21 protein-coding genes and 1 tRNA gene are annotated in these 23,980 nt (G+C 31.7%); 9 read left to right on the top strand and 13 right to left on the bottom strand.

The genetic code is table 11. The features are described 5' to 3' along the window. Positions 1-65: 65 nt before the first annotated feature. The 3 genes from mnmG to ACHZDT_RS01945 all read right to left on the bottom strand — a co-directional run bounded on the left by mnmG (position 66) and on the right by ACHZDT_RS01945 (position 6,254). Positions 66-1,937: a tRNA uridine-5-carboxymethylaminomethyl(34) synthesis enzyme MnmG gene (gene mnmG, locus ACHZDT_RS01935; protein ID WP_394772980.1), complete on the bottom strand. Its 1,872-nt coding sequence runs from the start codon at positions 1,935-1,937 to the stop codon at positions 66-68. A gap of 496 nt (positions 1,938-2,433) precedes the next feature. Next, positions 2,434-2,853 (bottom strand): rRNA maturation RNase YbeY, encoded by a 420-nt coding sequence (gene ybeY / locus ACHZDT_RS01940; RefSeq protein ID WP_394772981.1) that lies wholly within the window; start codon positions 2,851-2,853, stop codon positions 2,434-2,436. Further along, positions 2,850-6,254 carry a hypothetical protein gene (locus ACHZDT_RS01945; protein WP_394772982.1) on the bottom strand — a complete coding sequence of 1,135 codons (3,405 nt, stop codon included), beginning with the start codon at positions 6,252-6,254 and terminating at the stop codon, positions 2,850-2,852. Before ACHZDT_RS01945 ends, ybeY begins: the two co-directional genes overlap by 4 nt. A 163-nt stretch (positions 6,255-6,417) precedes the next feature. Between ACHZDT_RS01945 and gltX the strand changes: the two genes are divergently transcribed. After that, positions 6,418-7,950: a glutamate--tRNA ligase gene (gene gltX, locus ACHZDT_RS01950; RefSeq protein WP_394772983.1), complete on the top strand. Its 1,533-nt coding sequence runs from the start codon at positions 6,418-6,420 to the stop codon at positions 7,948-7,950. 34 nt (positions 7,951-7,984) lie between these two features. Here gltX and ACHZDT_RS01955 read toward each other — a convergent pair whose 3' ends face one another. Beyond that, a complete protein-coding gene (locus ACHZDT_RS01955) occupies positions 7,985-8,962 on the bottom strand; it encodes a hypothetical protein (RefSeq protein WP_394772984.1) in 978 nt (325 codons plus the stop codon). 144 nt (positions 8,963-9,106) lie between these two features. On the opposite strand from ACHZDT_RS01955, the gene ACHZDT_RS01960 reads away from it, so the two are divergent. Next, a complete protein-coding gene (locus ACHZDT_RS01960; protein ID WP_394772985.1) occupies positions 9,107-10,087 on the top strand; it encodes an SPFH domain-containing protein in 981 nt (326 codons plus the stop codon). Positions 10,088-10,109: 22 nt separating this feature from the next. On the opposite strand, the gene ACHZDT_RS01965 is transcribed toward ACHZDT_RS01960, so the two are convergent. From ACHZDT_RS01965 to ACHZDT_RS01985, 5 genes are all read right to left on the bottom strand, one after another. Further along, positions 10,110-10,364 carry a DUF6327 family protein gene (locus ACHZDT_RS01965; protein WP_394772986.1) on the bottom strand — a complete coding sequence of 85 codons (255 nt, stop codon included), beginning with the start codon at positions 10,362-10,364 and terminating at the stop codon, positions 10,110-10,112. Between the two features lie 2 nt (positions 10,365-10,366). Then, positions 10,367-10,717, bottom strand: a complete 351-nt coding sequence (locus tag ACHZDT_RS01970) for a competence protein (RefSeq protein WP_213296190.1) — start codon at positions 10,715-10,717, stop codon at positions 10,367-10,369. A gap of 72 nt (positions 10,718-10,789) precedes the next feature. Beyond that, a complete protein-coding gene (locus tag ACHZDT_RS01975; RefSeq protein ID WP_394772987.1) occupies positions 10,790-11,116 on the bottom strand; it encodes a YtxH domain-containing protein in 327 nt (108 codons plus the stop codon). Positions 11,117-11,206: 90 nt separating this feature from the next. Continuing rightward, a complete protein-coding gene (locus ACHZDT_RS01980; RefSeq protein WP_394772988.1) occupies positions 11,207-11,686 on the bottom strand; it encodes a hypothetical protein in 480 nt (159 codons plus the stop codon). 843 nt (positions 11,687-12,529) lie between these two features. Further along, on the bottom strand, positions 12,530-14,647 hold the full coding sequence (locus tag ACHZDT_RS01985; protein ID WP_394772989.1) for a glutamine--tRNA ligase/YqeY domain fusion protein: 2,118 nt from the start codon (positions 14,645-14,647) through the stop codon (positions 12,530-12,532). 135 nt (positions 14,648-14,782) lie between these two features. Between ACHZDT_RS01985 and ACHZDT_RS01990 the strand changes: the two genes are divergently transcribed. The 4 genes from ACHZDT_RS01990 (at position 14,783) to ACHZDT_RS02005 (ending at position 15,823) form a co-directional block, all read left to right on the top strand. After that, positions 14,783-15,013, top strand: coding sequence for a hypothetical protein (locus tag ACHZDT_RS01990; RefSeq protein WP_394772990.1), 231 nt, complete (start codon positions 14,783-14,785; stop codon positions 15,011-15,013). After that, positions 15,001-15,297, top strand: coding sequence for a hypothetical protein (locus ACHZDT_RS01995; RefSeq protein ID WP_140504082.1), 297 nt, complete (start codon positions 15,001-15,003; stop codon positions 15,295-15,297). Before ACHZDT_RS01990 ends, ACHZDT_RS01995 begins: the two co-directional genes overlap by 13 nt. A gap of 2 nt (positions 15,298-15,299) precedes the next feature. Further along, positions 15,300-15,659, top strand: coding sequence for a dihydroneopterin aldolase (folB, locus tag ACHZDT_RS02000; RefSeq protein WP_394772991.1), 360 nt, complete (start codon positions 15,300-15,302; stop codon positions 15,657-15,659). Positions 15,660-15,752: 93 nt separating this feature from the next. After that, a tRNA-Cys gene (locus ACHZDT_RS02005) sits at positions 15,753-15,823 on the top strand. A 313-nt stretch (positions 15,824-16,136) separates the two neighbouring features. Here the strand turns inward: ACHZDT_RS02005 and ACHZDT_RS02010 are convergent. From ACHZDT_RS02010 to rnr, 3 genes are read right to left on the bottom strand one after another with little or no spacing between them, the layout of a single operon-like run. Further along, positions 16,137-16,814 (bottom strand): LysE family translocator, encoded by a 678-nt coding sequence (locus ACHZDT_RS02010; protein ID WP_394772992.1) that lies wholly within the window; start codon positions 16,812-16,814, stop codon positions 16,137-16,139. Positions 16,815-16,828: 14 nt separating this feature from the next. Beyond that, a complete protein-coding gene (locus tag ACHZDT_RS02015) occupies positions 16,829-17,497 on the bottom strand; it encodes a head GIN domain-containing protein (RefSeq protein WP_394772993.1) in 669 nt (222 codons plus the stop codon). Positions 17,498-17,521: 24 nt separating this feature from the next. Continuing rightward, on the bottom strand, positions 17,522-19,702 hold the full coding sequence (gene rnr / locus ACHZDT_RS02020) for a ribonuclease R (RefSeq protein ID WP_394772994.1): 2,181 nt from the start codon (positions 19,700-19,702) through the stop codon (positions 17,522-17,524). 196 nt (positions 19,703-19,898) lie between these two features. On the opposite strand from rnr, the gene ACHZDT_RS02025 reads away from it, so the two are divergent. After that, positions 19,899-20,132, top strand: coding sequence for a DUF2007 domain-containing protein (locus tag ACHZDT_RS02025; RefSeq protein WP_394772995.1), 234 nt, complete (start codon positions 19,899-19,901; stop codon positions 20,130-20,132). Positions 20,133-20,896: 764 nt separating this feature from the next. Then, entirely contained in the window at positions 20,897-21,328 is a 432-nt protein-coding gene (gene rpiB, locus ACHZDT_RS02030) for a ribose 5-phosphate isomerase B (protein WP_394772996.1), read from the top strand. Between the two features lie 138 nt (positions 21,329-21,466). Here rpiB and ACHZDT_RS02035 read toward each other — a convergent pair whose 3' ends face one another. After that, positions 21,467-21,736, bottom strand: a complete 270-nt coding sequence (locus tag ACHZDT_RS02035) for a DUF1294 domain-containing protein (protein ID WP_394772997.1) — start codon at positions 21,734-21,736, stop codon at positions 21,467-21,469. Between the two features lie 115 nt (positions 21,737-21,851). Between ACHZDT_RS02035 and ACHZDT_RS02040 the strand changes: the two genes are divergently transcribed. After that, positions 21,852-23,975, top strand: a complete 2,124-nt coding sequence (locus ACHZDT_RS02040; RefSeq protein WP_394772998.1) for a Tex family protein — start codon at positions 21,852-21,854, stop codon at positions 23,973-23,975. Positions 23,976-23,980 lie beyond the last annotated feature (5 nt).

Consider the following 23,980-nt stretch of genomic DNA (forward strand, 5'->3'; position numbering starts at 1 on the left):
AACAACTTTCACTATCAAAATCACGTTCCAAAATAACCTGAAACATGAAACCTGAAACATTTTTTTTATCTCCCCATATAAATCAACAACACCGAAATATCACTCGGTGACACTCCGCTTATTCTTGAAGCTTGAGAAATGGTTACAGGACGAATCTTGCTAAGTTTTTGTTTTGCCTCAATCGACATTGATTTTATTTTCTCGTAATCAAAACTTTCTGGAATCTTCACATCTTCTAAACGAGTTAGTTTATCAGCGTTGTTTCTTTCCTTTTCGATATAACCGGAATATTTCACCTGGATTTCGGCTTGTTCCAAAATTTCCTGATCAACATCATTTGATTCTATATATTCTTTTACTTTCTCGAATTTCATCATATCCTCCAAATCAATTTGTGGACGTGAGAAAACTTTAAACATTTTATCTCCTTGTGTAATTGGAGCCGTTTCTTTCGCTTCCAAAATTGGATTTGTTTCCGCAACTGAAACACTCGTTTCTTTAAAGAAAGCAACCACCTTTTCAGATTCGTTTAATTTCTTTTCCATTCGGCGTAAACGAGCTTCAGATGCCAAACCAATTTCATGTGACATTGGCGTCAATCTAAAATCAGCATTATCCTGACGCAACAATGTTCTATATTCTGCTCTTGATGTAAACATACGATAAGGTTCTTCCGTTCCTTTCGTAATCAAGTCATCAATCAAAACACCAATATAAGCTTCATCACGTTTCAAGATCAACGGGGCTTTTTCATGCACTTTTAAATGTGCATTTATTCCAGCCATCAAACCTTGCGAAGCAGCTTCTTCATATCCTGTTGTTCCATTAATTTGTCCGGCAAAATATAAACCTTCAACCAACTTAGTTTCCAAAGTATGCTTCAATTGTGTTGGCGGAAAATAATCATATTCGATTGCATATCCAGGACGAAAGAATTTCACCTTTTCAAATCCGGCAACAGAACTCAAAGCTTTAAATTGAATATCTTCAGGAAGTGAAGTTGAAAATCCATTCACATAAACTTCACAAGTATTCCAACCTTCCGGTTCAACAAATAATTGGTGACGTTCTTTATCAGCAAAACGATTTATCTTGTCTTCTATCGAAGGACAATATCTTGGTCCGAGACTTTTGATTCTTCCGTTGAACATTGGCGACCGATCAAAACCTTCTCTAAGAATATCATGAACATCCAATGACGTGTATGTCATATGACAAGATCTTTGATGCGTTAAAGGAGTTGTCAAATCAGAATAAGAAAACTTATCCGGCTTTGCATCTCCTTTTTCTTCGTTCATTTTAGAATAATCCAAAGAACGCCCATCAACTCGTGGTGGTGTTCCTGTTTTCATTCTTCCTGATTCAAATCCTACTTTTACTAAATCTTCGGTAATTCCGGTTGCGGCACTTTCACCGGCTCTTCCTCCACCAAATTGTTTTTCTCCAATATGAATCAAACCATTCAGGAAAGTTCCGTTTGTCAAAACAACTGACTTAGATCGAATCTCTACTCCCAACGAAGTTCTGATTCCTTTTATCTTTCCGTTCTCGATAATCAAACCTTTTACCATTTCTTGATAGAAATCCAAATTTGGAGTTCCCTCCAGCATCATCCTCCATTCTTCGGCAAAACGCATTCGATCACTTTGAACTCTCGGAGACCACATTGCAGGTCCCTTCGATTTATTCAACATCTTAAATTGAATTGCAGTTCTGTCAGAAACAATTCCTGAGTATCCTCCAAGCGCATCAATTTCACGCACGATCTGTCCTTTTGCAATTCCTCCCATTGCTGGGTTGCAAGACATTTGTGCAATGTTCTGCAAACTCATTGTAACCAATAAAGTTTTCGATCCTAAATTTGCGGCCGCTGCCGCGGCTTCAGATCCTGCATGACCTGCACCAACTACAATAACATCGTATTCTTCTAAAAACATTTTGTTTTATTATTCTCTGGAAACCGTTTAAGTCAGTTCTCAGAATTAACTTTATATTCATTTTTATTCCACGTGGAACAGCGCTAACGCGCAATATTCAAAATTTCTAAATTCCAAATTCCAATTTTGAAATCTGAAATCTCATACTGTTTCACGTGGAACAGCAATAATACTCAATTTCAAGTTTAAAAATTCAAGCCGTTTTTATTCTGTTCCACGTGGAACAGAATAAAACTAAACTTGCTTTAAAATTTAAACCACTACTTTTTCAGTAATTGTCATGTTCCACGTGAAACATGTTTTACATTCAAAACTTAAAAATCGAATCATTGTATTCCATCTTGAAACACGTTAATACGAAAATTTAAAATCTACATGTAAACTTCAGTACATGTTCCACGTGAAACGTTAGGTTTTTCTTTCTAATTAAAACACTATATGTTTCACGTGAAACAATTGGAATTTGGAATTTAGAAAATTTGGAATTCTTCCTTTTCTATTGTTCCACGTGAAACATTGCAATCTTCTCGTCTTCTTTAGAACGCATTAAGTCTGCGTCAGCTTCAGTTTTATCTTTGTATCCACAGCAATGTAATATACCGTGAGCAAGAACACGCTTTAATTCTTCTTCAAAAGAAACATTAAAATCTTTTGCATTATCCTCTACTCTTTCAACAGAAACAAATATATCTCCGTTAAGTTGGTTACCAACTGTATAATCAAAACTGATAATATCAGTAAGTGTATCATGATTTAGATATTCTACATTTATCTTATGAAGATATTCATCATCACAAAAAATATAATTTATCTCTCCTTCGTTTTTGCTTTCAGAAACTATTACAGCACTTAACCAATCTGCAAAGGCTTGTTCGTTATCTAAAGTAAATTCTGTTTCGTAATTAAAATTGATCATTTTGTATTAAAATATTCTTGAACCTTTTGATTAAAATTCGAGCGCAAAGGTAGTGATTGTCTATTTAAAATCTCTACACTGTTTAAATAATCCAAAAGTGAATTAGGCAAAGCATTCGTTCTGTTAGAGAATTCAGCCTTATTAGTTTCAGATTGGCGCTTTGTATCTTGACCTTGTTGCTGAACTGCATTGTTAAGTTTTAATAATTCTTGCTGAATATTAAGAATACGTTGCAAGTTCTCGTTTTTAAAACCTTTATTTAAAAGTTGTTTTTCAGAAGCTTTCATTTGATCAATTACAGATTTACCCTGAGAATCTAATCCTTGTTTCGCTAGTTCCTTTTGTAATGCTTCACGAAGTTTTACTTGTTCTTTGTAAATTTCCATGATTGCTTCAGCGTCTCCCTCTCCATCATTTCCGTCTTTGCCTTCATTTCCTTTTCCACCATTTTTATTTCCTTGTCCGTCTTTACCATCTTTACCTTCTCCATTTTTCGCTTGACCATCTTTTCCCTGACCTTGTTTTCCTTCTCCGGGTTTTCCTTGTTGACCTTCGCCTTGTTTGTCCCCCGGTTTGTCGCCAGGTTTATCTCCGGGTTTCATTCCAGCTTTCATTTTATCAGCTAAACTTTTTTGCTTTTGAATAATATCCGGCAATTGCATTCCTTGTCCGTCTCCCGGTTTTGGTTTTCCAGATCCGGGTTTAGACATTGACATTTGCATGTTGTTTAATAAGTCACTTAAAAAATCAGCTAATTTATTCGCAGACGAAACAGCATATTGTTGGTGCGAAACTCCTTTTGGAATTTGAACATCCCCTAAAGTTTCAATAGCTTTATCTATATTGTATTGTACATTTCCTATTTCCTTAGTTACATCTTCAGCAACTTTAGGATTACGAAGTGACAATGCAAACAAACTATCATCAACATATCTAAACTGTTGTTTCAAATTCTGCTGGATTTTTATATTCTTTGTAAAAGCCGAAGAACCTAATTTCATAGATTTAAATTGTTTCATCACATCTTCCTGAGATAATGAATAAGCCAAAAGATTATCAAGAACCTGACGAAGCATTGCAACATCTTCTTCTAATTGTTCTTGTTCTCCACCTTCCATACTTGAGTCCATTTGCTCTGCCATGCTCTTCATTTTCTTAGCAGCGCTTTTTTGTTTTGGCTTAGCCGAAGAAGAATTCTTTTTACTCAATTCTTCAGATGCTTTCTTCAAATCATCCTTTACATCTTTCTCTTTTGAAGCATCAGCCGGAATATCCAATGGAGCCTTTAATGTTTTATTCTCTTCCTTCAAATCTTTTAAATCGTCCTGAATTTTATCAAAAGCTTTATTAATATCTTCTTGTTTATCCTGAGTGTTTTCTTTGTCTTTATTCGAAAGTTGCTCTTGTTGGTCTGCTAACTTCTTTAATTTATCAGCAACTTGTTCTGCTTTTTTAGAAACATAAAAACGTTTTGTAAGTTCTACTAATTGTTCCAGATTACGAGATTGGTTCTTGCTGATCTGTTTGAATTTTTCCATCTTATCAAACAAATCTTCACTATTTAATTTGTCGTTTAAGTTTTTCAACTCATCCATTAACTTCTGATTCTTTTCTAAATCTTTCTCTGCATTGTCTAATCGCTTTTGTAAATCATCGGCAGTTTTATCTTTTTTCTCAGACTGAAACTTCTCTAAATTCTTATTCATTTTCTCAGCAAATTGTTTCATCAATTCGTCTTGTTGTTTCTGACGTTTGATAAAATCATTTACTTTTTGTTGGTCTTTAAACTCTAAATTATCTTTCTCTTTTCCTGCTTTCTGAATCTTATCCATTTCAGAAAACTGCTTGGTTTGATTCTTTAAAGACTTTTGCAAACTATTGATATTCTCATTTTGTTGTTGCAATTCTAAATCATGAACTTCATCAGTAGTCGAAACTCTATCAGAAAAAACAGAAGACTTTGTACTCTTAAATCCATGAGGTGCATCATTATCAAAAACCTCAAAATAGTATTCATAAGATACTCCTTCCTGAACAGCAAGATTACTTGGAAAGTTAAAAACAAACTGATCAAATACTCCAGACTTAACAGGGATAGTTCCGCGCTTTGCAGTATTTGGTTTGTTATGTTCATAGTAAACAACTTGTAATTTTGACAAACCATAGTCATCGCCTAACCTACCCAAAACATAATTTTTATCTAACTTCAAACTATCAGGCGCAGGCGAAACATTGATTGTTGGATGCTGATCTTTAATTACAGATAGCTGATAATCCAGTTTTTCGTAGTTTTTAACCTTATTGTTAGAGGTAAGAATTTGATATTCTGTATTTTGACTGATATTTTTAGCCAATTTAAACTCGTTTTCGGCTTTATTGAACTTTAAAGTTGTCTCTTCATCCTTCCAAACAATCTCCTGAGTCGATTGTGTATTCATTTTCCAGGTTACTAAAGTTCCTTCCGGTACAATTGCATTTCCTGTTCCTTGAATAATTTCTGATTTCTTTTTTAGATAAGATGGAAAATTCAATACCATTTCGAAGTTGGCAATTGATGGAACTGTAATAACTTTCAATTCATATTCACCTGATGAAACAGAATTTCCTTCAAAAGAAAACTCAATATTTGAAACTGGTTTTTCAATCTTGAATTCGAATTTTCCTGGCTGGGATGATTCCATAAAATAACTTTCGTTACCAATATGAATCATTACATTCTCCGGAACTACATTTCCAACAGATTCCATTTTGATAACGAAATCTTTGTTTCGTTCTGTTTGCAAATTAGGATTCAGAACCACAAATTTAAAAGGTGCCGGTGGTAAAAATGTCGCATTAAAATGCACTACTCTATTTAAACTTTGAGAAATTATATTGCTGTTTCCCGAAATATAAAACACCGCAAAAAGTAAAACCGGAACAATTGCCAATGGCAAATACTTCTTATTCGTTTTAAAATTGATAGCATTTCCAAATGGAATTGGCTGTAATGAATTTGCTTTTTGTTCTATTGAAGCCAACATCAACTCTGAACTTTCTTTTGAATTCTCAGAAGCTGACAATTGCAAAAAGTTGGTCAGTTTATCACTTACCTCTGTAAAATGATTTCCAATAATAGTCGATGCCTGATTATAATCGATTCCTTTTTGAAGTTTGAACAACTTGAAAATCGGAAACAAAATGAATCTGAACAAAAGAAAAACTTCTACTCCTATAAATATCCAAAATAATATTGTTCTTCCTAATGGCTTTAGCCAAAGGAAATACTCTATAAAAAGCGTGAACAGGAAATACAATAACCCAAAACCAATAAAAAGAAGTCCTCCTTTTATCAATTCATTGGTATAATATTTCTTTATAAATGCTTCTAATTTTTGATATATCGCAGATGTTGTTTTCAATGTGAATCTCTTTTATTTATAACCCATAAAAGTAGTAATTATAAGCATAAGTTTGAAAGTCAAAAGTCGAAAGTCAAAAGTTATACTCTTGAGGCAAAACCTTTCAGACTTTCGACTTTTGACTTTTGACTAATATCGTATCTTTGCATCAAAATTTAAACAAATGTCAAAGCAAGTTCGTGTGCGTTTTGCACCAAGTCCAACAGGACCTTTACATATTGGCGGAGTTCGTACTGCCCTATTTAATTATTTATTTGCCAAAAAAAACAATGGTGTTTTTTATTTAAGAATTGAAGATACAGACCAAACTCGTTTTGTTCCCGGTGCCGAAGCTTATATTATGGAAGCATTAGAATGGTTGGGAATTGCTCCTGAAGAAACCGTTGGCAAAAATGAAAAATTTGGTCCATATAGACAAAGTGATCGTAAGGAATTATACCAAACTTATGCTGATCAACTGATCAATTCTGGTTGGGCATATTATGCTTTTGATACTCCGGAAGCTCTTGATGCTTTGAGAAAAGAACAAGAAGCGGAAGGAAAAACATTTATTTACAATCATACTATTCGCGAAAAGCTAGATACATCTCTAGTAATTTCATCTGAAGATGTTGCTAAAAGAATTGCAAATGAAGAACATTATGTGATCCGTTTTAAAACTCCGGTTGATGAAACGTTACATTTAAAAGATATTATTCGTGGTGATGTAAAATTTGAAACGAATTTACTTGATGATAAAGTATTGTTCAAAAGTGACGGAATGCCAACGTACCATTTAGCGAATATTGTTGATGATCATTTGATGGAAACTTCACACGTAATTCGTGGTGAAGAATGGCTGCCATCAATGCCACTTCACGTTTTATTATACAGAGCTTTTGGTTGGGATGCTCCGGAATTTGCACATTTGCCTTTGATTTTAAAACCAGTTGGAAACGGAAAATTATCAAAAAGAGATGGTGACAAATTAGGATTCCCTGTGTTTCCGTTAGAATGGAAAACCGAAGAAGGGATTTCATCCGGTTATAGAGAGAAAGGATTTTTCCCTGAAGCGGTTATAAACTTCCTTGCATTATTAGGTTGGAATGACGGAACTGACAAAGAATTATTTTCATTAGAAGAATTAGTGGAGTCTTTTGACTTGAACAGAGTTCATAAATCCGGAGCAAAATTTGATCCTGAGAAAAACAAATGGTTCAATCACCAATATTTAATCAAACAAAATGATGCTGATTTAGCAAAGGACTTCACTCCTATTTTGGTTGAAAAAGGCTTCTCTTCCTTCGACTCCGCTCAGGAAGACAGCCTGGAATTTAAAAAACTTACAAGAATAGTTTCATTAATTAAGGAAAGAGCACATTTTGTTTCTGAATTTTGGGATTTGACAGATTTCTTTTTCCAGGCGCCAACATCTTATGATGAAAAAGCAAGTAAAAACTGGAAGGAAGAAACACCGGCTTTAATGCAGGAATTGATTTCTACACTTGAATATATTGATGGTTTTGATTCAGCAAATATCGAAGCAATCGTAAAAGACTGGTTGACTAAAAACGAAATTGGAATGGGAAAAGTTATGCAGCCTTTCCGTTTAAGTCTGGTTGGAGCTCTTAAAGGTCCTCACCTATTTGACATTGTTGAAATCATAGGAAAAGAAGAAACTATTTCGAGAATTCAGAAAGCAATTGCAAAATTATAAAAATAAAAAAGCTCCCAAATTTGGGAGCTTTTTTTTAGATAATTTTTAATTCGGCCATTACTTTAAATTCGCCTTCCGTTAATTGGTTTGACATATTTGCTCCCCAATTCATAGCTCCCGGCATATACAACCATAGGATTTCGTTTGTTTCACAATCTATAATAATTTTAAAATATACTATTGTAGACATAGAAACAAATGGTGCATTTGACTTAACAATTCCGTAAGGAGCTGTATATATAACAGCTGTATTTTTAGATTTACTAACTAGCGCATCGTTTAATTCAGATTCAGAGACGAACTTTAAATCACCACCATAATTTTTTATTGCAGCTTCTTTTGTTCTGCCCTTCGCTAACATATTATCCTCAACTAATAATGTTTTCCCTTTTAATCTAGAAACATTTTCTTTAGCCATTTTTTCAGCATACTTGTCAAAATTTAAAACTTTATTATTGGCAATAATCCAATCTACATTAGCTTGTAAAATTGCTAAAGCATATTTATAATCTGCTTCAGATAAAGATTTATCATTATTTAAATTTCGTGATGGCAAATAAATTTTCGAATCAGTCTTAATAATATTGCTTTCAATTCTTGTAAATGCAATTGCAGGAACATTTTGATTTGTTTTAACTCCCCAATAACCTTTATCATTTAACTGCACTAATCTTAAAACAGCATAAGATTTATTCTTTTCTTTTTGCAAAGCTTTGATTTCTGTAACTGTTTTAAATTCCATTTTATCGGTAAAAGTCCAATATTTTTCAGCATAAACTTTAAAGTCTCTATTAAAATCTATTATAAACTTTTTATAGTCCGCAAGTTCTTCGGCCATTTTTGGTTTACTTAACTTCTTTAAAACATCCTCATCTTCTTCAAGAACTTCAACAAGTAATGGGCGTGTTTTCAATTGTTTTAATTCATCAGGATCGGCATAAAAGCTAACATTGATCTGAGCTTTTGAAGCTAAAGAACTTAATAGCAAAAAATAAAATAGAATTCTTTTCATGAAATTGTTTTTTTGGGTTAAATTTTGAACCAAATGTAGAATAAATTTTAACAAATAAAATCTTCTAAAGAAATTAATATATAATGAATGTCTTTATATTATTCGTATTTTTAAAAAATTAATAAAAACTAAATCAATATCATCATGGGTACAGCATTTATTATCATTATAGTCTTAGGATTATTTATTTTAATGTCTTCATTCTTCACTGTCAAGCAGCAATCTTCTGTAGTTATAGAACGATTTGGAAAATTTCACAGTGTGAGAAATTCAGGATTACAATTAAAAATTCCGTTGGTTGACAGATTGGCCGGACGTGTAAATCTTAAAATCCAACAGCTAGATGTTATCATCGAAACCAAAACCAAAGACAACGTTTTTATCAAAATGAAAGTTTCAGTTCAGTTTAAAGTAATCCAGGATAAGGTGTACGATGCATTTTATAAATTGGAATATCCACACGATCAAATCACTGCTTATGTTTTTGATGTGGTTCGTGCCGAAGTTCCAAAACTAAAATTAGATGATGTTTTTGAAAGAAAAGATGATATCGCAATTGCAGTAAAAAGAGAACTAAATGAAGCAATGACTACTTACGGATATGATATTATCAATACTTTAGTAACAGATATTGATCCGGACATTCAGGTAAAAAATGCAATGAACAGAATCAACGCTGCCGACAGAGAAAAAACCGCTGCTGAATTTGAAGCTGAAAGTTCAAGAATCAGAATCGTTGCAAAAGCAAAAGCTGAAGCCGAAAGTAAACGTTTACAAGGTCAAGGTATTGCAGATCAACGTCGTGAAATTGCAAGAGGTTTGGTAGAAAGTGTTGAAGTTCTAAACCGAGTTGGAATTAATTCTCAAGAAGCTTCTGCCCTAATTGTTGTTACACAACATTATGATACTTTGCAGGCTATTGGTGCCGATGCTAATTCGAACTTAATATTATTACCAAATTCTCCACAAGCCGGAAGCGATATGCTAAATAATATGGTTGCTTCGTTTAGTGCATCAAATCAAGTTGGCGAAATGATGAAAAAAAACAATAAAAAATTATTAAAACCAAAACCTATTGAACCACAACATGGTTATGAAGATGATATTGAGCCGGAAACAAAATAATTATAGAAAACAAGAAAGAGGCTTAATTGCCTCTTTTTTTATTGATAAACCAATTGATTGCATAAGGCAAAACTGATCTTAAAATTTGTCCATATGAATGAGAAAAATATTCGGTAAAAGAAGAAAAAAATCCTCCAATTATATTTTGCGGTGTAATAGATTGCTTAGTTTTCTGAACACTTAAAACCAATTTGTGATAATTAATTTCTTTTTCTAGTTTTAAAATTTCTAAATCCCTTTCGATTTCTGCGTACGATGCGTATTTTTTACTTTCCATAATTAGTCATTAAAAAAGATTTCTGAAAATTTCTCCAGGATTGGACCTTCAACAACTTTGTCTTTTAAAAAGAAAAGTAAAATTGTAAAGAATAAATAAATCCCTCCTACTGCCAAAAATCCAAGTGCATTACTTTCAAATAAAGATCCAAAAGCATATGCTGCTGCAAAAGATCCAAAAATCATAACCATACTAAAGCACAATAAAATCAAAGTAAACTTAAAAATTAAAGTTGTCGATTTCATTGCAACTTTAAAACCCCAGAGTTTATAATATGCTAAATGACTGTCCAGATAAACTTTAGCCTGATCCTGAATATTTTCAGTGTTTTCTTTTAAATCTTCAAAAGCCATAATTTAATTTTTATTAAAAAAAAGGCACAAAACTCGCCTATAAAATAAGTAAGTTTTGTGCCTTTTGTATTATTATTTTTGAAGTTTTGCGTTTTGTGATTTTAAATCAGATAATTTAGATTCAAGGAATGAAATTACTTCTTCGGTTTTATGGCTAACATTTGAAAGTAAATCATCAAAAGTTCCATCAAGATTTTGTGTAGCATTAGCAAATTTTTCACGTAAAACTTCAGAACCAGCCGAAAGTGAATCTTGCAAATTATGTTTAGCATCATCTAAACCTTCTTTAAGTTTAGCACGAGTTTTTGATCCTTTATCCGGAGCAAATAAAATTCCGATTGCTGCTCCTACTGCAGCACCAGCTAAAATTGCTGCAACTGTATTAACGTTTTTTGACATAATATATAAATTTAATGATTACTAAAGGTACTCTTTTTTTGAATTACAAATTATTGAATAATCTTAATTTAATAAATATTAACAATAAAATTAATACACATAAGCTACAGCCTCATACATTCCATTTCCTTTATCAGTAATAGTTACAAATGGATATCCGCTTAAAGCTGATTGTGTTTTGATTCTCAATGCGGTATGATTTTGATTTGCAATTGGCGGTTCTCCTTTTGTCTTTATTGAAACTCCTGAAAAATTAGCCACTTGTTTTAAACCTATTGTCTTTTCCTGCGATAAAACAGTTACTAATTTATAATCTGATTTTGAATCTACTATAACTTTATCAGTAACTTTTTGAGTTTGATTCGATTGTTTGTTGGTGATTTTTGAAATAGCATATTTACTAATTTTATGTTCTTCTGAACTTCCATTGAATGAATAATAAACTAAATCATTTTCGAGTTTGATAAAATTAACATCAAGCTCTTCCCCATTGTGTTTTGTAATTTGGTGTGTTTGAGAAATTGCAATGTTTGCAAATAAAATAGACATAGTAAAAAATAGAATTTTCATAATAATAAAATTAAGGATTAAATTGTTTGATGTCAAAACAAACGACAAGATTTCAAATAACCCATAAAATTAATTTCATGAAATTTTTAAATTATGAAATGCTCCTGAAAAATACTTCTCAATTTTTAGTATTATCAAAATACAATCACAATTACAACTGACCCATAAAATCAATTTTCAGAACTCTGATTTAGAATTTCAATTTAAAAGCAAAAAATATTTTATTTCTACAATTTAGAAGAATTCAGATTTGATTCAAGTGTTTTTAAAATTTGACACTTTAGATTTGACCTTGGATAAAAATACCAACTTTATAAACAATTGTATGTTAATAACCCGTTAAACTAAGAAAAACTATGTCTAAAACTTAAATAAAGCTCAAAAATAAACAATAATTCAAAAGATGATTAATGAGTTGGAAGAAGTAAAAAATGAGCTTAAAATCAATTTATGAAGGTCACTTTTAATTAGATTTATCTATTAAAATTAAAAACATCATAGTTTAAATTGATTATATAAAAAGTAATATTTGAAGAAAAATGCTTCTAAAAAAATTTCTTCGAATTAATTGAACAGTAATTCGATATTTGAGGTTATAAACAATTATATGTTAATAACCAGAAATACAACGAAAAATGAGGTTCAAATTTAAAATAAAGACTTCTGTTTAATGATTTTTTAAAAGAGGACTTACGAGGTGAAAGAAAGAAAAAATGAGCTTAAAATTAGTTTATGAAAGTCACTTTTAATTTAAAAAATTTATAATTTTAATAATATTGATAGAAAATATATATAATAAAAAAAGCGCTTATAAAAAGCGCTTTTCAATAGATTATAATGATATTATTTTTTAACCATCTCGGCAAGAATTTCATTTTCTCGCTCCGAAGCATTTTTAGGAGGATTTGAATATAATTTCAAAATTTCATCTTCAAACTGATTTCTTAAATTTAAATCTTCAATATCTCTTAAATTTAAAAGTGCTTTTGATCGAACATAAGTCGATTCACTTCTAAGAGACATTGTATATAATTTCTTGATATCATCTTCATCAAAATCTGTCGATTTCCAATTAGAATATTTCAAAATAAATTGAGCAAACAACAATGAACCTTTATTATTGTTGATATTCTTTTTTAATGAATTTTGCAATAAAGAAAAACTTGAAACATTTTTGATACTCTCCCCTATTGCACTTTCAATTGCAATACGTTCCGGTTTTGTTTCAACTTTAAAATATTTATTGATTTCTTTTAAAGAATTATTAATGCTGTTTTCTTCTTTTTTTCCTTTTTCTTCCCAGGCATCTTTTAGTCCAACAGTTTTGTTAAATACTAATTTTGAAGCCGTTGAATCTTTATCAACAGTAAAATAACCCAAACGTTGAAACTGAAATTTATCTTCGTTTTGTGCTGTTGCTAAACTTGGTTCAACAAATCCGGTAATTACTTCCAACGAATTCGGATTCACGAAATCTAAGAAATTTTTCTCTTTATAACTGTCCGGAGCTTCATCTGTAAACAAACGATCGTACATACGAACTTCTGCTTCAACTGCATGTTGAATTGAAACCCAATGTAATGTTCCCGATACTTTTCTTTGGCTTGCTTCTGTCCCGCTTCCGCTCAAAGAATCTGTATCATAAGTTACATGAATCTCTGTGATATTTCCTTCTGCATCTTTTATAACACTTTCTCCTTTAATGATATACGCATTTTTTAGACGTACTTCTTTTCCTAAAGTTAAACGGAAAAACTTAGCCGGAGCTTCTTCAAGAAAATCTTCTCTTTCGATATATAATTCACGGGAAAAAGGTACTTTTCTGAAACCTGCATTCTCATCTTCCTGATTATTTTCGGCTTCCAACCATTCCTCTTTTCCTTCAGGATAATTTGTAACTACCAATTTTACAGGATCTAAAACAGCCATTACACGAGGTGCAATTTTGTTCAGATCTTCACGAATACAAAACTCTAAAACCGATACATTTATTAAATTATCACGTTTTGCAATACCAATTGTATTGGCAAAATTACGCAATGATGCAGCTGTATAACCACGTCTTCTTAATCCTGAAATTGTTGACATTCTTGGATCATCCCAACCATTAACATGCTTTTCCTTAACTAGTTGCTGTAATTTACGCTTACTAACAACGGTATGCGAAAGGTTACGTCTGGCAAATTCTCTTTGTTTCGGACGTAGTTTATTATCTTCTAAAATCTGGTCTAAAAACCAATCGTATAATTCACGGTGAGGCAAAAATTCAAGTGTACAAAATGAATGTGAAATTCCTTCTAAATAGTCACTTTGTCCATGCGCCCAATCGTACATTGGATAAATTTTCCAATCATCACCGGTTCTATGATGATGTCTGTGTAAAATCCTGTACATGATGGGATCACGCATCAACATATTGGTTGATTTCATGTCAATTTTTGCACGAAGAATATGAGTTCCAGCTTCAAATTCACCTTTTTTCATTCTTTCGAATAAATCTAAATTCTCTTCTACAGAACGATTTCTATACGGACTATCTGTTCCAATTGTAGACGGAGTTCCTTTTTGAATTGCCATATCTTCAGAAGATTGGCTATCAACATACGCTTTATCTTTTTTAATTAATAAAACTGCCCAATCATACAATTGTTGAAAATAATCAGATGCATAACGTTCTTCTGACCAGTTATATCCCAACCATTCAACGTCTTTTTTAATGGCGTCAACAAATTCCTGTTCTTCTTTTTCAGGATTTGTATCATCAAATCGTAAATTCACAGGAGATTGATAATCAATTCCTAAACCAAAATTTAATGCAATAGAACTTGCATGTCCAATGTGTAAATAACCATTTGGTTCTGGTGGAAAACGAAAATGAAGTTTAGTTTGAGACAGACCTGATTTCAGATCTTCTTCTATGATTTGTTCAATAAAATTGAGTGATTTTTCTTCTGAAGCCATTATTTTATAGTAATTTTAGCAAAGATAAAAAAAAGGTTTAAGGTTTAAGGTTTAAAGTTACTTAACTGGCATTAAACCTGAAACTTTAAACTTGAAACTAAATTTATTACTACTTTTGCCTAAATATTCAAGGTTATGAGACAATTAACTGTTACAATTCCAGACGATTTTTACGAAACTTTTGTTAGTTTTTTCAAACATATTCCTGATGTTTCTATAGACGAAAACACTGCGAATGAAGTTCCGTTATGGCAACAAGAAATGGTTTTAGAACGTATGAAAAATGCTAAACCAGAGGATTTTATAAGTTGGGAAGAATCTAAAAAAAGACTTAATGCTAAATGGAATAATAAATGTATGAAATAATTATTCTTGTAAGAGCTGATTTAGAAGCAGATGAAATCGCTGAATATTATGAATCTTTATCTAATGGCTTAGGTACAAAGTTCTTCAATGAATATCAAGATTATGTAGAAACTTTAAAAACGTTTCCTTTTTTCGAAGAAAAATATAATACTGTTCGCATCTTACCTTTAAAAAAATTTCCTTACTCAGTTCATTTCACTGTAAATGAAAACGAAAAATCAGTTTCAGTATACGCTGTAACATCAAATCACCAAGATCCAAACAATACAAGAATAAAATTATAAAAATGGGTATTATAAAACTAAAAAACATTCGCACTTTCTCTTACCACGGATGTTTAATTGAAGAAGGAAAAATTGGATCTGACTATACTGTTGATCTGAAAATTAAAACTAATTTACAAAAATCAGCAAAAACTGATCACTTGTTAGATACTGTTGATTACGTTCATTTGAACAAAATTGTAACCGAGGAAATGGCAATTCGTTCGCATTTATTAGAACATGTAGCCAAAAGAATCAATATTCGTGTACTTGCAGAGATTGAAAGCATAGAAAAAACTACAGTTTCGGTTTCTAAAATAAATCCTCCTATTGGTGGTGATGTTGAATCAGTTACTATAAAAATGACTGAAGTTAGAAAGTAAATCTTTCAATTAAAACACTAATTTTTTAAAATACTTCATTTTAAACTTTTGAAATTTAAAGATTTTAGTTACTTTTGCCATCCGTTCAACTACGGCGTCGTGGCCGAGCGGCTAGGCTGGGCTCTGCAAAAGCTCCTACTCCGGTTCGAATCCGGACGATGCCTCTAAAACCTCTAAAGAAATTTAGAGGTTTTTTTATGTTTAATTTTTAGAAAAAATTAGATAAAGATTCGGTTGTAAACATACGCAAACCCGACAGGTTTTAAAAACCTGTCGGGTTTATATTTAGTGGAATTAAGTACGTTTCAATAAACTTGTCATTCCAATCGCACTCTTAACCCGATAAAGATTACGACCTTGTTTGTGGAATTATTAGTGTGATTTCTCCTTACGTCGAAATGACAAAACTTAACGTTTGAACATAAAAAAACCTCTCAAATTGAGAGGTTTAAAATTATATTTTTGAGTTATTAGAAACTACTTTTTTTCAATCTTTTCAAAAGCGTTTTTAACCATTTCTTTTTCTTTTGGGAACCATCCCTGCGTTATTAACACAAGTCCGAAAAGCATTAAAACAATACTAATTATTTTTTTTATTTTTATAATATTGGTTGGTGTCATTTTTGTTTTTAGCTGTTTGGCTAATAATATCTTAATACAATCGACTAGTAAATAAGTTATTATGACAGCGGTAAAAAAAGTAAACATTCTTGAGTTTTGCATCTCTAATTTTGGTCCTACGGAAATGATTACGGCTAACCAAAAACCTAATACTCCAATGTTGATAACGTTCAGTAAAAAGCCTTTTATAAACAAACTTCCGTAGTTTCTTTTTATAATATCGCGATCTATTGCTTCGTCATCAATCTCTTCATTTTTTAATCTTACGAAAGAAATTATACCATAAGCCAGCATAATGATTCCGCCAAAAATAAAAAGTGCCGGTTTATCTTTTAAACTTTGAATTAATCTGTAACTGCCTAAATAGGCAATTCCTATAAAAAAAATATCACCTAATACCACACCAAGATCAAAAACTATAGCAGCTCTGAATCCTTTTGTAATACTGGTTTCCAGTAGTATAAAAAATACCGGACCTACCATAAAACTTAAAAAAAGTCCCCATGGCAGTCCAGCTAAAATATCATTTATCATTCAAATACAATTTCTTATTTTACTTCTTCAATTTTACCTCCAAAAACCGTTTTCTGATTGATTTGTTTCGGTTTTCCATAAATATAAATAGAGCCTCCTGCGCTTACTTTTGCATCAACTAAGGTAGAAGCATTCACATCTGCTTTTCCTCCCGCAGAAACGCTTACTTTAGTCTGAGACGTACTTAATTTACTTGCCAGAAGATATCCACCAGCTCCAAGACTTGCATCCTGATTAGCAGCTTTACCTGTTAAAGTAATAGAACCTCCGGAAACTGAACTTACATTAAGCTTATCAACATCTAAATCAACATTGATTGTTCCGCCTTCCTGAGCACTTACTTTAAATGAAGTTGCTTTTATAGTTTCGTTGCTTGTTACATTCGCACCTTCATTAACATCAATCAATTCTATATGTTTATAATACAAAGTAACTTCAAGATCATTTCCTGAAAGAAGTTTTGGAAAAGGCATTCTTATTTTTAAAATACCATTTTTATTAACAGCTTCTAATTCTGCTTCCCTTGCGCCTTTTATTACTACTTTATTTTCAGATGACTGAACTAGCTTAACACTTAATTTATCGTAAACTTTAACGGTGTCAAAATCACCTAATTCTTTGGTAACCTGACCAAAAGACATTTGAACAAATAAAATTGCAACACCTATAATTAACTTTTTCATACTTTTATTTTTTAAATTTAACCTCTATTCTGCTCGTCGCAAAAAATGAAAATCCAATTGTTTTTTAACTAAATCTGCATTTTTTACTTTAACGTAAATTTCATCTCCTAATTGTAATATATTGTTCGAAGTTGCTCCAACTAATGCATATTGTTTTTCATCAAAAGTATAATAATCATCTTTTATTTCTCTGATTCTTACCATTCCTTCGCATTTGTTAGAAACAATTTCAACATAAATTCCCCATTCAGTAACACCGGAAATAACTCCAAGAAATTCTTCGTCCTGATGATCCTGCATGTATTTAACCTGCATGTATTTAATACTATCTCGCTCAGCATTAGTGGCTAAACTTTCCATATTTGAACAATGTAAACATTTTGCTTCATACACTTCTTCGTTTACAGATGCTCCGTTATCCAGATAATATTGCAGCAAACGATGTACCATAACGTCAGGATAACGACGAATTGGCGAAGTAAAATGACTGTAATAATCAAAAGCTAAACCGTAATGACCAATGTTTTCTGTCGAATATTTGGCTTTACTCATACTTCTGATAGCAAGAGTATCAATTAAATTTTGCTCTTTTTTACCGTTTACTTCTTCCATCAAAGCATTCAATGATTTCGAAATATCACCTTTATTACGGAAATCTATTTTATAACCAAATTTAGCAATTACGGTTTGCATCGCAATTAATTTATCTTCGTTTGGTTCATCGTGAATCCTGTAAATAAATGTTTTCTTTTGTTTTCCAATGTATTCAGCCACTTTTCTGTTGGCTAAAAGCATGAATTCTTCTATCAGATGATTGGCATCTTTTGAAACTTTAAAGTACACTCCTTCTGGTTCCCCTTCAGCATTTAAGTCAAATTTTACTTCTACTTTATCAAAAGAAATAGCGCCATTTGCCATTCTTTTCTTTCTCAAAATCTTAGCTAATTCATCTAATTTTAAAGTTGCATTTGTTATTTCATCAGAAACTACATAAGATTCTCCAGTAATCGAAATATCAATTGGAATCGTACTATCTTTTGTTTCAATGATATATTGTGCTTCTTCATAAGCAAAACGCTGATCAGAATAAATTACTGTTCTACCAAACCATTGGTTGATAACCTGTGCATTTTCTGAAACTTCAAAAATAGCCGAGAATGTATATTTCTCTTCATTCGGACGTAACGAACATGCAAAATTAGATAAAACTTCCGGAAGCATTGGTACAACTCTATCCACTAAATAAACCGAAGTTGCTCTTTGATAGGCTTCATCATCCAGGATTGTTCCTTCTTCAAGATAATACGAAACATCGGCAATGTGAATTCCTATTTCGTAATTTCCGTTTTCTAACTTTTTGAAAGACAAGGCATCATCAAAATCTTTTGCATCTTTTGGATCTATCGTAAACGTAAGTGTATCACGCATATCACGACGTTTTGCAATTTCAGATTCCTGAATAGATGTATCTATTTTTTGTGCAAAAACCTCTACTTCTACCGGAAAGTCTGATGGCAAACCGTATTCGGCTAAAATTGCATGAATCTCAGTATTATGTTCTCCGGGTTTTCCTAAAACTCTAATCACAGATCCAAACGGACTATCAGCTCTTTTTGGCCAATCTTCGATGGTAACTAAAACAACATCACCATTTTCTGCTTCTCCAATTTTATCCTTTGGAATAAAAATATCCGTATACATTTTAGGATTTGCAGTAGATACAAAAGCAAAATTTGCCTGAATATCAATTACTCCAACAAACTCTGTTTTATTTCTTTCTACAACTTCAATTACTTCACCTTCAGGTCTTTTCCCTTTTCTTCGGTTATAAACATAAACTTTTACTTTGTCTTTGTCTAAAGCACGATTCAAATTATTGGTCGGGATAAAAACATCTTCACTAAAATCAGGACAAACAAAATATGCCGTTTTTCTGCTCGTCATATCGATTGTTCCTTCGTAATAATCCTGACTTTCGGCTTTTACTAAATATTTACCCGGTTCAGATTCTATAATTTTCTTTGAAGCAGCCAGAATTTTTAAATCTTTTATAATCTGATTTCTGCTTTTTGTATCATCAAGTTCAAGCTTTGCTCCTATCTGTTTGTAATTAAATGCTTTATTAGGACTTTGCGATAAAATTTTTATTATTTTACTAGAGAGATCTGTCTCATTTTTTATCGGCTTTCTAATTTTCTTACTCATATATCTTTTCTTAAAAAGTTAAAATTACAAATAAGATATCAGATTATAGATTTTAACAAATAAATTATTAAAAATATAACTTTCAAAAGGAGCTGTTTATTGGTTTTCAAAGGTCATTTTTAATTCACTTGTTTAAATTACTATCAGCTACAAATTTAAGTAGTGCTCATTTCGTATCTTTATAAAAAGACACTTTATGGAAAGCTTTAAAACCATTGCAATATTCAATTATCAGCACGAAACAGTCGTTCTAAAGCACTTGTTAGAGCAAGAACAGATTCCGTATTATTTTGAGAACGAAATGACCTTATCTGTCGTCCCAATGTACACAACAGCTTTGGGCGGAATCAAATTGAAAGTTCATCCAAACGATTTTGAAGAAGTTCAGCAAATTCTTGACAATTTTAATAACCCACTTAAAATTGTTTAAACTCATTTATTTTTTCAATTTCAATATTTTTTTTCTTTTCAAATTTCTAAAGTTGTCAACATATATTAAATACAACAAAAAGAAAAATTTAAATTTAATTAATTTTTGGTTGTTATTATAGCTTGTTAATATGTGCTATAAATTTATTTTTAAATGTATTGAAATGAAGTTTCTCTTAGTTATATAGAGTTATCAACATACTTATATAGAGTTAAAGGATTAATTTCTAAGCCTTTTTCAATTTTAGTTAACAATGGTTAACAACCAAAAATGAATTGATTTTGTAGATAACTTCATAACCCGATTTATGTTGAAAATAGTATTTTTTATATTGATAACTTTTCTAAAAATTCAGCTAACTTTATTAGGTTATTTCATCTGGGTTTTGGATTAGGTTTTTTTTCGACACAACCAAAAAAAACTTCTAATTTTCTATCTCAACTTATCAACAAATTATGTTAACTTAAAGTTAACTGAATATCAACGAATTAGGTTTCGCTATTAACAATATAAAATTTTAACAAAATTTACGTTTATTTCTAACTGATATTCAGATATTTATAAAGATATTAAAATTGTTAATAACGTTAAGTTTTTGATATAAAGAGGGTTATATGTTCAAGTTTTTTTGCCACGAATTTCATGAATTATTTTTTTATTTTCTAAATTATACTTTTAAAGTTACAATGAAATAAATTAGTGAAATTCGTGGCGAACATTTATTAATTGAGTAAATTTGCAGAACACAACTTAATAGTATTATAATGAAAATTTCGATAGGAAACGACCACGCAGGACCAGATTACAAAAAAGCAATCGTTGAGATGCTTAAAGCAAAAGGATATGAAGTAACAAATTACGGAACAGATTCTGAGGATTCTGTTGATTATCCTGATTTTGGTCATCCAGTTGCAAACGATGTATCTGAAGGTAAAGCTGATTTTGGAATCGTCATCTGCGGAAGCGGAAACGGAATTGCAATGACAGTTAACAAACATCCAAAAGTAAGGGCTGGTTTATGCTGGACTAAAGAAATTGCTTATTTAACACGTTTACATAATGATGCAAACATTGTGAGTATTCCGGCGCGCTATACTTCTATTCCGCAAGCGGTAGAAATTGTTGAAACGTTTTTAGCAACTGCTTTTGAAGGTGGAAGACACCAAAACAGAGTGAATAAAATTGCTTGTCAATAAGTCAAAAAAAATCACGGTGCTTCGCACCAAATAAATAAACACACCGGGCGGATTTTTTAAATTCATCCGGTTTTTTATTTTAAATATCTTTAATTCAGATGATTATAATGATTTTGAAGTTATCAACATTGTTAATAACTAGATTTTATCAGTTAATATTAGATAAGCCAATACAATCTGAACCAATATAATTATTCCAAACTTTATAATAAAAGAAGATTTACTCGTTTTATGCCTGAACAATAACATTGCTAATAATAATCCGATTGAACCACCAAAAAAAGCGATTATAAATAGTGTATTTTCAGGAATTCGGCGTTTATGTTTGACAGCCAGATATTTATCGTATCCGGCTAAAATAAATTCAATAGTATTTACAATAAAAAACGATAATAATAAAACTTCCATTGGCTAAAAATTAAAAACAAAGATATTATTTTAGCCGGATGATAGATTGATCTGTTTATGGTTTTTAAGAACAGATTACCTCATTTTCTAATCAAGAAATTATCTCATTAAAACTATGACTAATATTCAATTCATTGCCAAGATTGTTCAAACAGCAGCAATCAACATTCAAAACACTGTAAAATTATTAGAGGAAGATTGTACGATTCCGTTTATTTCCCGTTACCGAAAAGATACAACCGGAAATCTGGATGAAGTTCAGATAGAGAATATTGCAAAACTTCAAAAAGAATATGAAACTATTGTAAAACGTAAAGAAGCGGTTCTAAAATCTATAGAAGAACAAAAAGCGCTTACGCCGGAATTGAAACAGAAAATTGAACAAAGTTTTGATTTACAAGAAATTGAAGATTTTTATCTTCCATATAAAAAGAAGAAAAAAACAAAAGCAGATGTTGCACGTGAATTCGGATTAGAACCATTGGCAAAAATTATCATGTCGCAAAATGATGTTGACGTCGATTTTATTTCGACGCAATATTTAAATGATAATGTTATTAATGAAGAAGCTGCAATTCAGGGTGCAAGAGATATTATTGCCGAATGGATCAATGAGAATATTTATGTTCGTAAACAATTGCGAAGATTATATCAGCGAAAAGCAACAATAGGAACTAAAGTTGTAAAAAAGAAAAGCGAGGAAGAAGGAGCTCAAAAATTCAGTCAGTATTTTGATTGGGAAGAACCTTTGACAAAAGCGCCTTCGCATAGATTATTAGCAATGCTTCGTGCCGAAAATGAAGGTTTTGTTAAAATGAAAGTAGATGTTGATATCGATGAAGCGTATGATATTATTGATGAATTAATCATTAAAAAACAAAATAGCACAACGGCACATTTGCAATTAGCGATAGAAGACAGTTACAAACGGTTGTTGAATCCGGCTATTGGAAATGAAAGTTTGCAGGAAGCAAAAGCAAAAGCCGATGCAAATTCGATTCAGGTTTTTGCGAACAATTTAGGTCAGTTATTATTAGCTCCGCCTTTGGGCGAAAAACGAATTCTGGCAATTGATCCCGGATTTAGAAGTGGTTGTAAAGTGGTATGTCTGGACGAAAAAGGAGATTTATTATACAACGAAACTATTTATCCGCACGCGCCTCAAAACGAGGAAGCAATGGCGATCAAGAAAATTCGTTCGATGGTAAATGCATATCAAATTGATGCAATTTCCATAGGAAACGGAACTGCTTCTCGTGAAACCGAATTTTTCATAAAAAAAATCGCGTTTGACAAACCGCCTCAAGTTTTTATTGTTTCTGAGGCTGGAGCTTCGGTATATTCAGCATCAAAAATTGCGAGAGAAGAATTTCCTAATTATGATGTAACGGTTCGTGGATCTATTTCTATTGGTCGAAGACTTTCAGATCCTTTGGCTGAATTGGTTAAGATTGATCCAAAAGCAATTGGGGTTGGTCAATATCAGCATGATGTTGATCAAACCAAACTTAAAGAAGAACTTGATGCGACGGTAATTCGTTGCGTGAACTCGGTTGGAATCAATATCAACACGGCAAGTAAACATTTACTGAGTTATGTGAGTGGAATAGGGGAGAAACTGGCTGAAAACATCGTTCAATATCGCTCAGAAAACGGTCCATTTGAAGACAGAAAACAGCTTAAAAAAGTACCTCGCTTAGGCGACAAAGCTTATCAGCAAGGCGCGGCTTTTATTAGAATTTCTAATGCTAAAAATCCGCTGGATAATTCGGCAGTACATCCTGAAGCTTATCCGGTTGTTGAGAAAATGGCAAAAGATTTGAAACTTTCAGTAAATGATTTAATTGCGAACAAAGAGAAAACAGCTTTAATTAAAGCCGAAAATTATATTACGCCTCAAATTGGTTTATTAACCTTAAAAGATATTATTAAAGAGCTTGAAAAACCCGGATTAGATCCAAGAAAATCAGCGAAGGTTTTTGAATTTGATGCGAATGTAAAATCAATTAAAGATTTAAGAACCGGAATGATTTTACCCGGAATTGTTAATAACATTACCAATTTTGGTTGTTTTGTTGATATCGGAATCAAAGAAAGCGGATTGGTTCATATCTCACAATTAAAAGCAGGATTTGTAAGCGACGTAAACGAAGTTGTTAAGCTTCACCAACATGTTGATGTGAAGGTTACAGAAGTTGATGAAGATAGAAAGAGAATTCAGTTGACGATGGTACTTTAAAATCA

This window comes from Flavobacterium sp., from assembly GCF_043722275.1.
GTDB lineage: Bacteria > Bacteroidota > Bacteroidia > Flavobacteriales > Flavobacteriaceae > Flavobacterium.

What these genes read in the sequence shown, in the direction of transcription:
- mnmG (WP_394772980.1), bottom strand. Translation starts at nt 1,937, where the DNA reads ATGTTTTTAGAAGAATACGATGTTATTGTAGTTGGTGCAGGTCATGCA.
- ybeY (WP_394772981.1), bottom strand. Translation starts at nt 2,853, where the DNA reads ATGATCAATTTTAATTACGAAACAGAATTTACTTTAGATAACGAACAA.
- gltX (WP_394772983.1), top strand. Translation starts at nt 6,418, where the DNA reads ATGTCAAAGCAAGTTCGTGTGCGTTTTGCACCAAGTCCAACAGGACCT.
- ACHZDT_RS01955 (WP_394772984.1), bottom strand. Translation starts at nt 8,962, where the DNA reads ATGAAAAGAATTCTATTTTATTTTTTGCTATTAAGTTCTTTAGCTTCA.
- ACHZDT_RS01960 (WP_394772985.1), top strand. Translation starts at nt 9,107, where the DNA reads ATGGGTACAGCATTTATTATCATTATAGTCTTAGGATTATTTATTTTA.
- ACHZDT_RS01965 (WP_394772986.1), bottom strand. Translation starts at nt 10,364, where the DNA reads ATGGAAAGTAAAAAATACGCATCGTACGCAGAAATCGAAAGGGATTTA.
- ACHZDT_RS01970 (WP_213296190.1), bottom strand. Translation starts at nt 10,717, where the DNA reads ATGGCTTTTGAAGATTTAAAAGAAAACACTGAAAATATTCAGGATCAG.
- ACHZDT_RS01975 (WP_394772987.1), bottom strand. Translation starts at nt 11,116, where the DNA reads ATGTCAAAAAACGTTAATACAGTTGCAGCAATTTTAGCTGGTGCTGCA.
- ACHZDT_RS01980 (WP_394772988.1), bottom strand. Translation starts at nt 11,686, where the DNA reads ATGAAAATTCTATTTTTTACTATGTCTATTTTATTTGCAAACATTGCA.
- ACHZDT_RS01985 (WP_394772989.1), bottom strand. Translation starts at nt 14,647, where the DNA reads ATGGCTTCAGAAGAAAAATCACTCAATTTTATTGAACAAATCATAGAA.
- ACHZDT_RS01990 (WP_394772990.1), top strand. Translation starts at nt 14,783, where the DNA reads ATGAGACAATTAACTGTTACAATTCCAGACGATTTTTACGAAACTTTT.
- ACHZDT_RS01995 (WP_140504082.1), top strand. Translation starts at nt 15,001, where the DNA reads ATGTATGAAATAATTATTCTTGTAAGAGCTGATTTAGAAGCAGATGAA.
- folB (WP_394772991.1), top strand. Translation starts at nt 15,300, where the DNA reads ATGGGTATTATAAAACTAAAAAACATTCGCACTTTCTCTTACCACGGA.
- ACHZDT_RS02010 (WP_394772992.1), bottom strand. Translation starts at nt 16,814, where the DNA reads ATGATAAATGATATTTTAGCTGGACTGCCATGGGGACTTTTTTTAAGT.
- ACHZDT_RS02015 (WP_394772993.1), bottom strand. Translation starts at nt 17,497, where the DNA reads ATGAAAAAGTTAATTATAGGTGTTGCAATTTTATTTGTTCAAATGTCT.
- rnr (WP_394772994.1), bottom strand. Translation starts at nt 19,702, where the DNA reads ATGAGTAAGAAAATTAGAAAGCCGATAAAAAATGAGACAGATCTCTCT.
- ACHZDT_RS02025 (WP_394772995.1), top strand. Translation starts at nt 19,899, where the DNA reads ATGGAAAGCTTTAAAACCATTGCAATATTCAATTATCAGCACGAAACA.
- rpiB (WP_394772996.1), top strand. Translation starts at nt 20,897, where the DNA reads ATGAAAATTTCGATAGGAAACGACCACGCAGGACCAGATTACAAAAAA.
- ACHZDT_RS02035 (WP_394772997.1), bottom strand. Translation starts at nt 21,736, where the DNA reads ATGGAAGTTTTATTATTATCGTTTTTTATTGTAAATACTATTGAATTT.
- ACHZDT_RS02040 (WP_394772998.1), top strand. Translation starts at nt 21,852, where the DNA reads ATGACTAATATTCAATTCATTGCCAAGATTGTTCAAACAGCAGCAATC.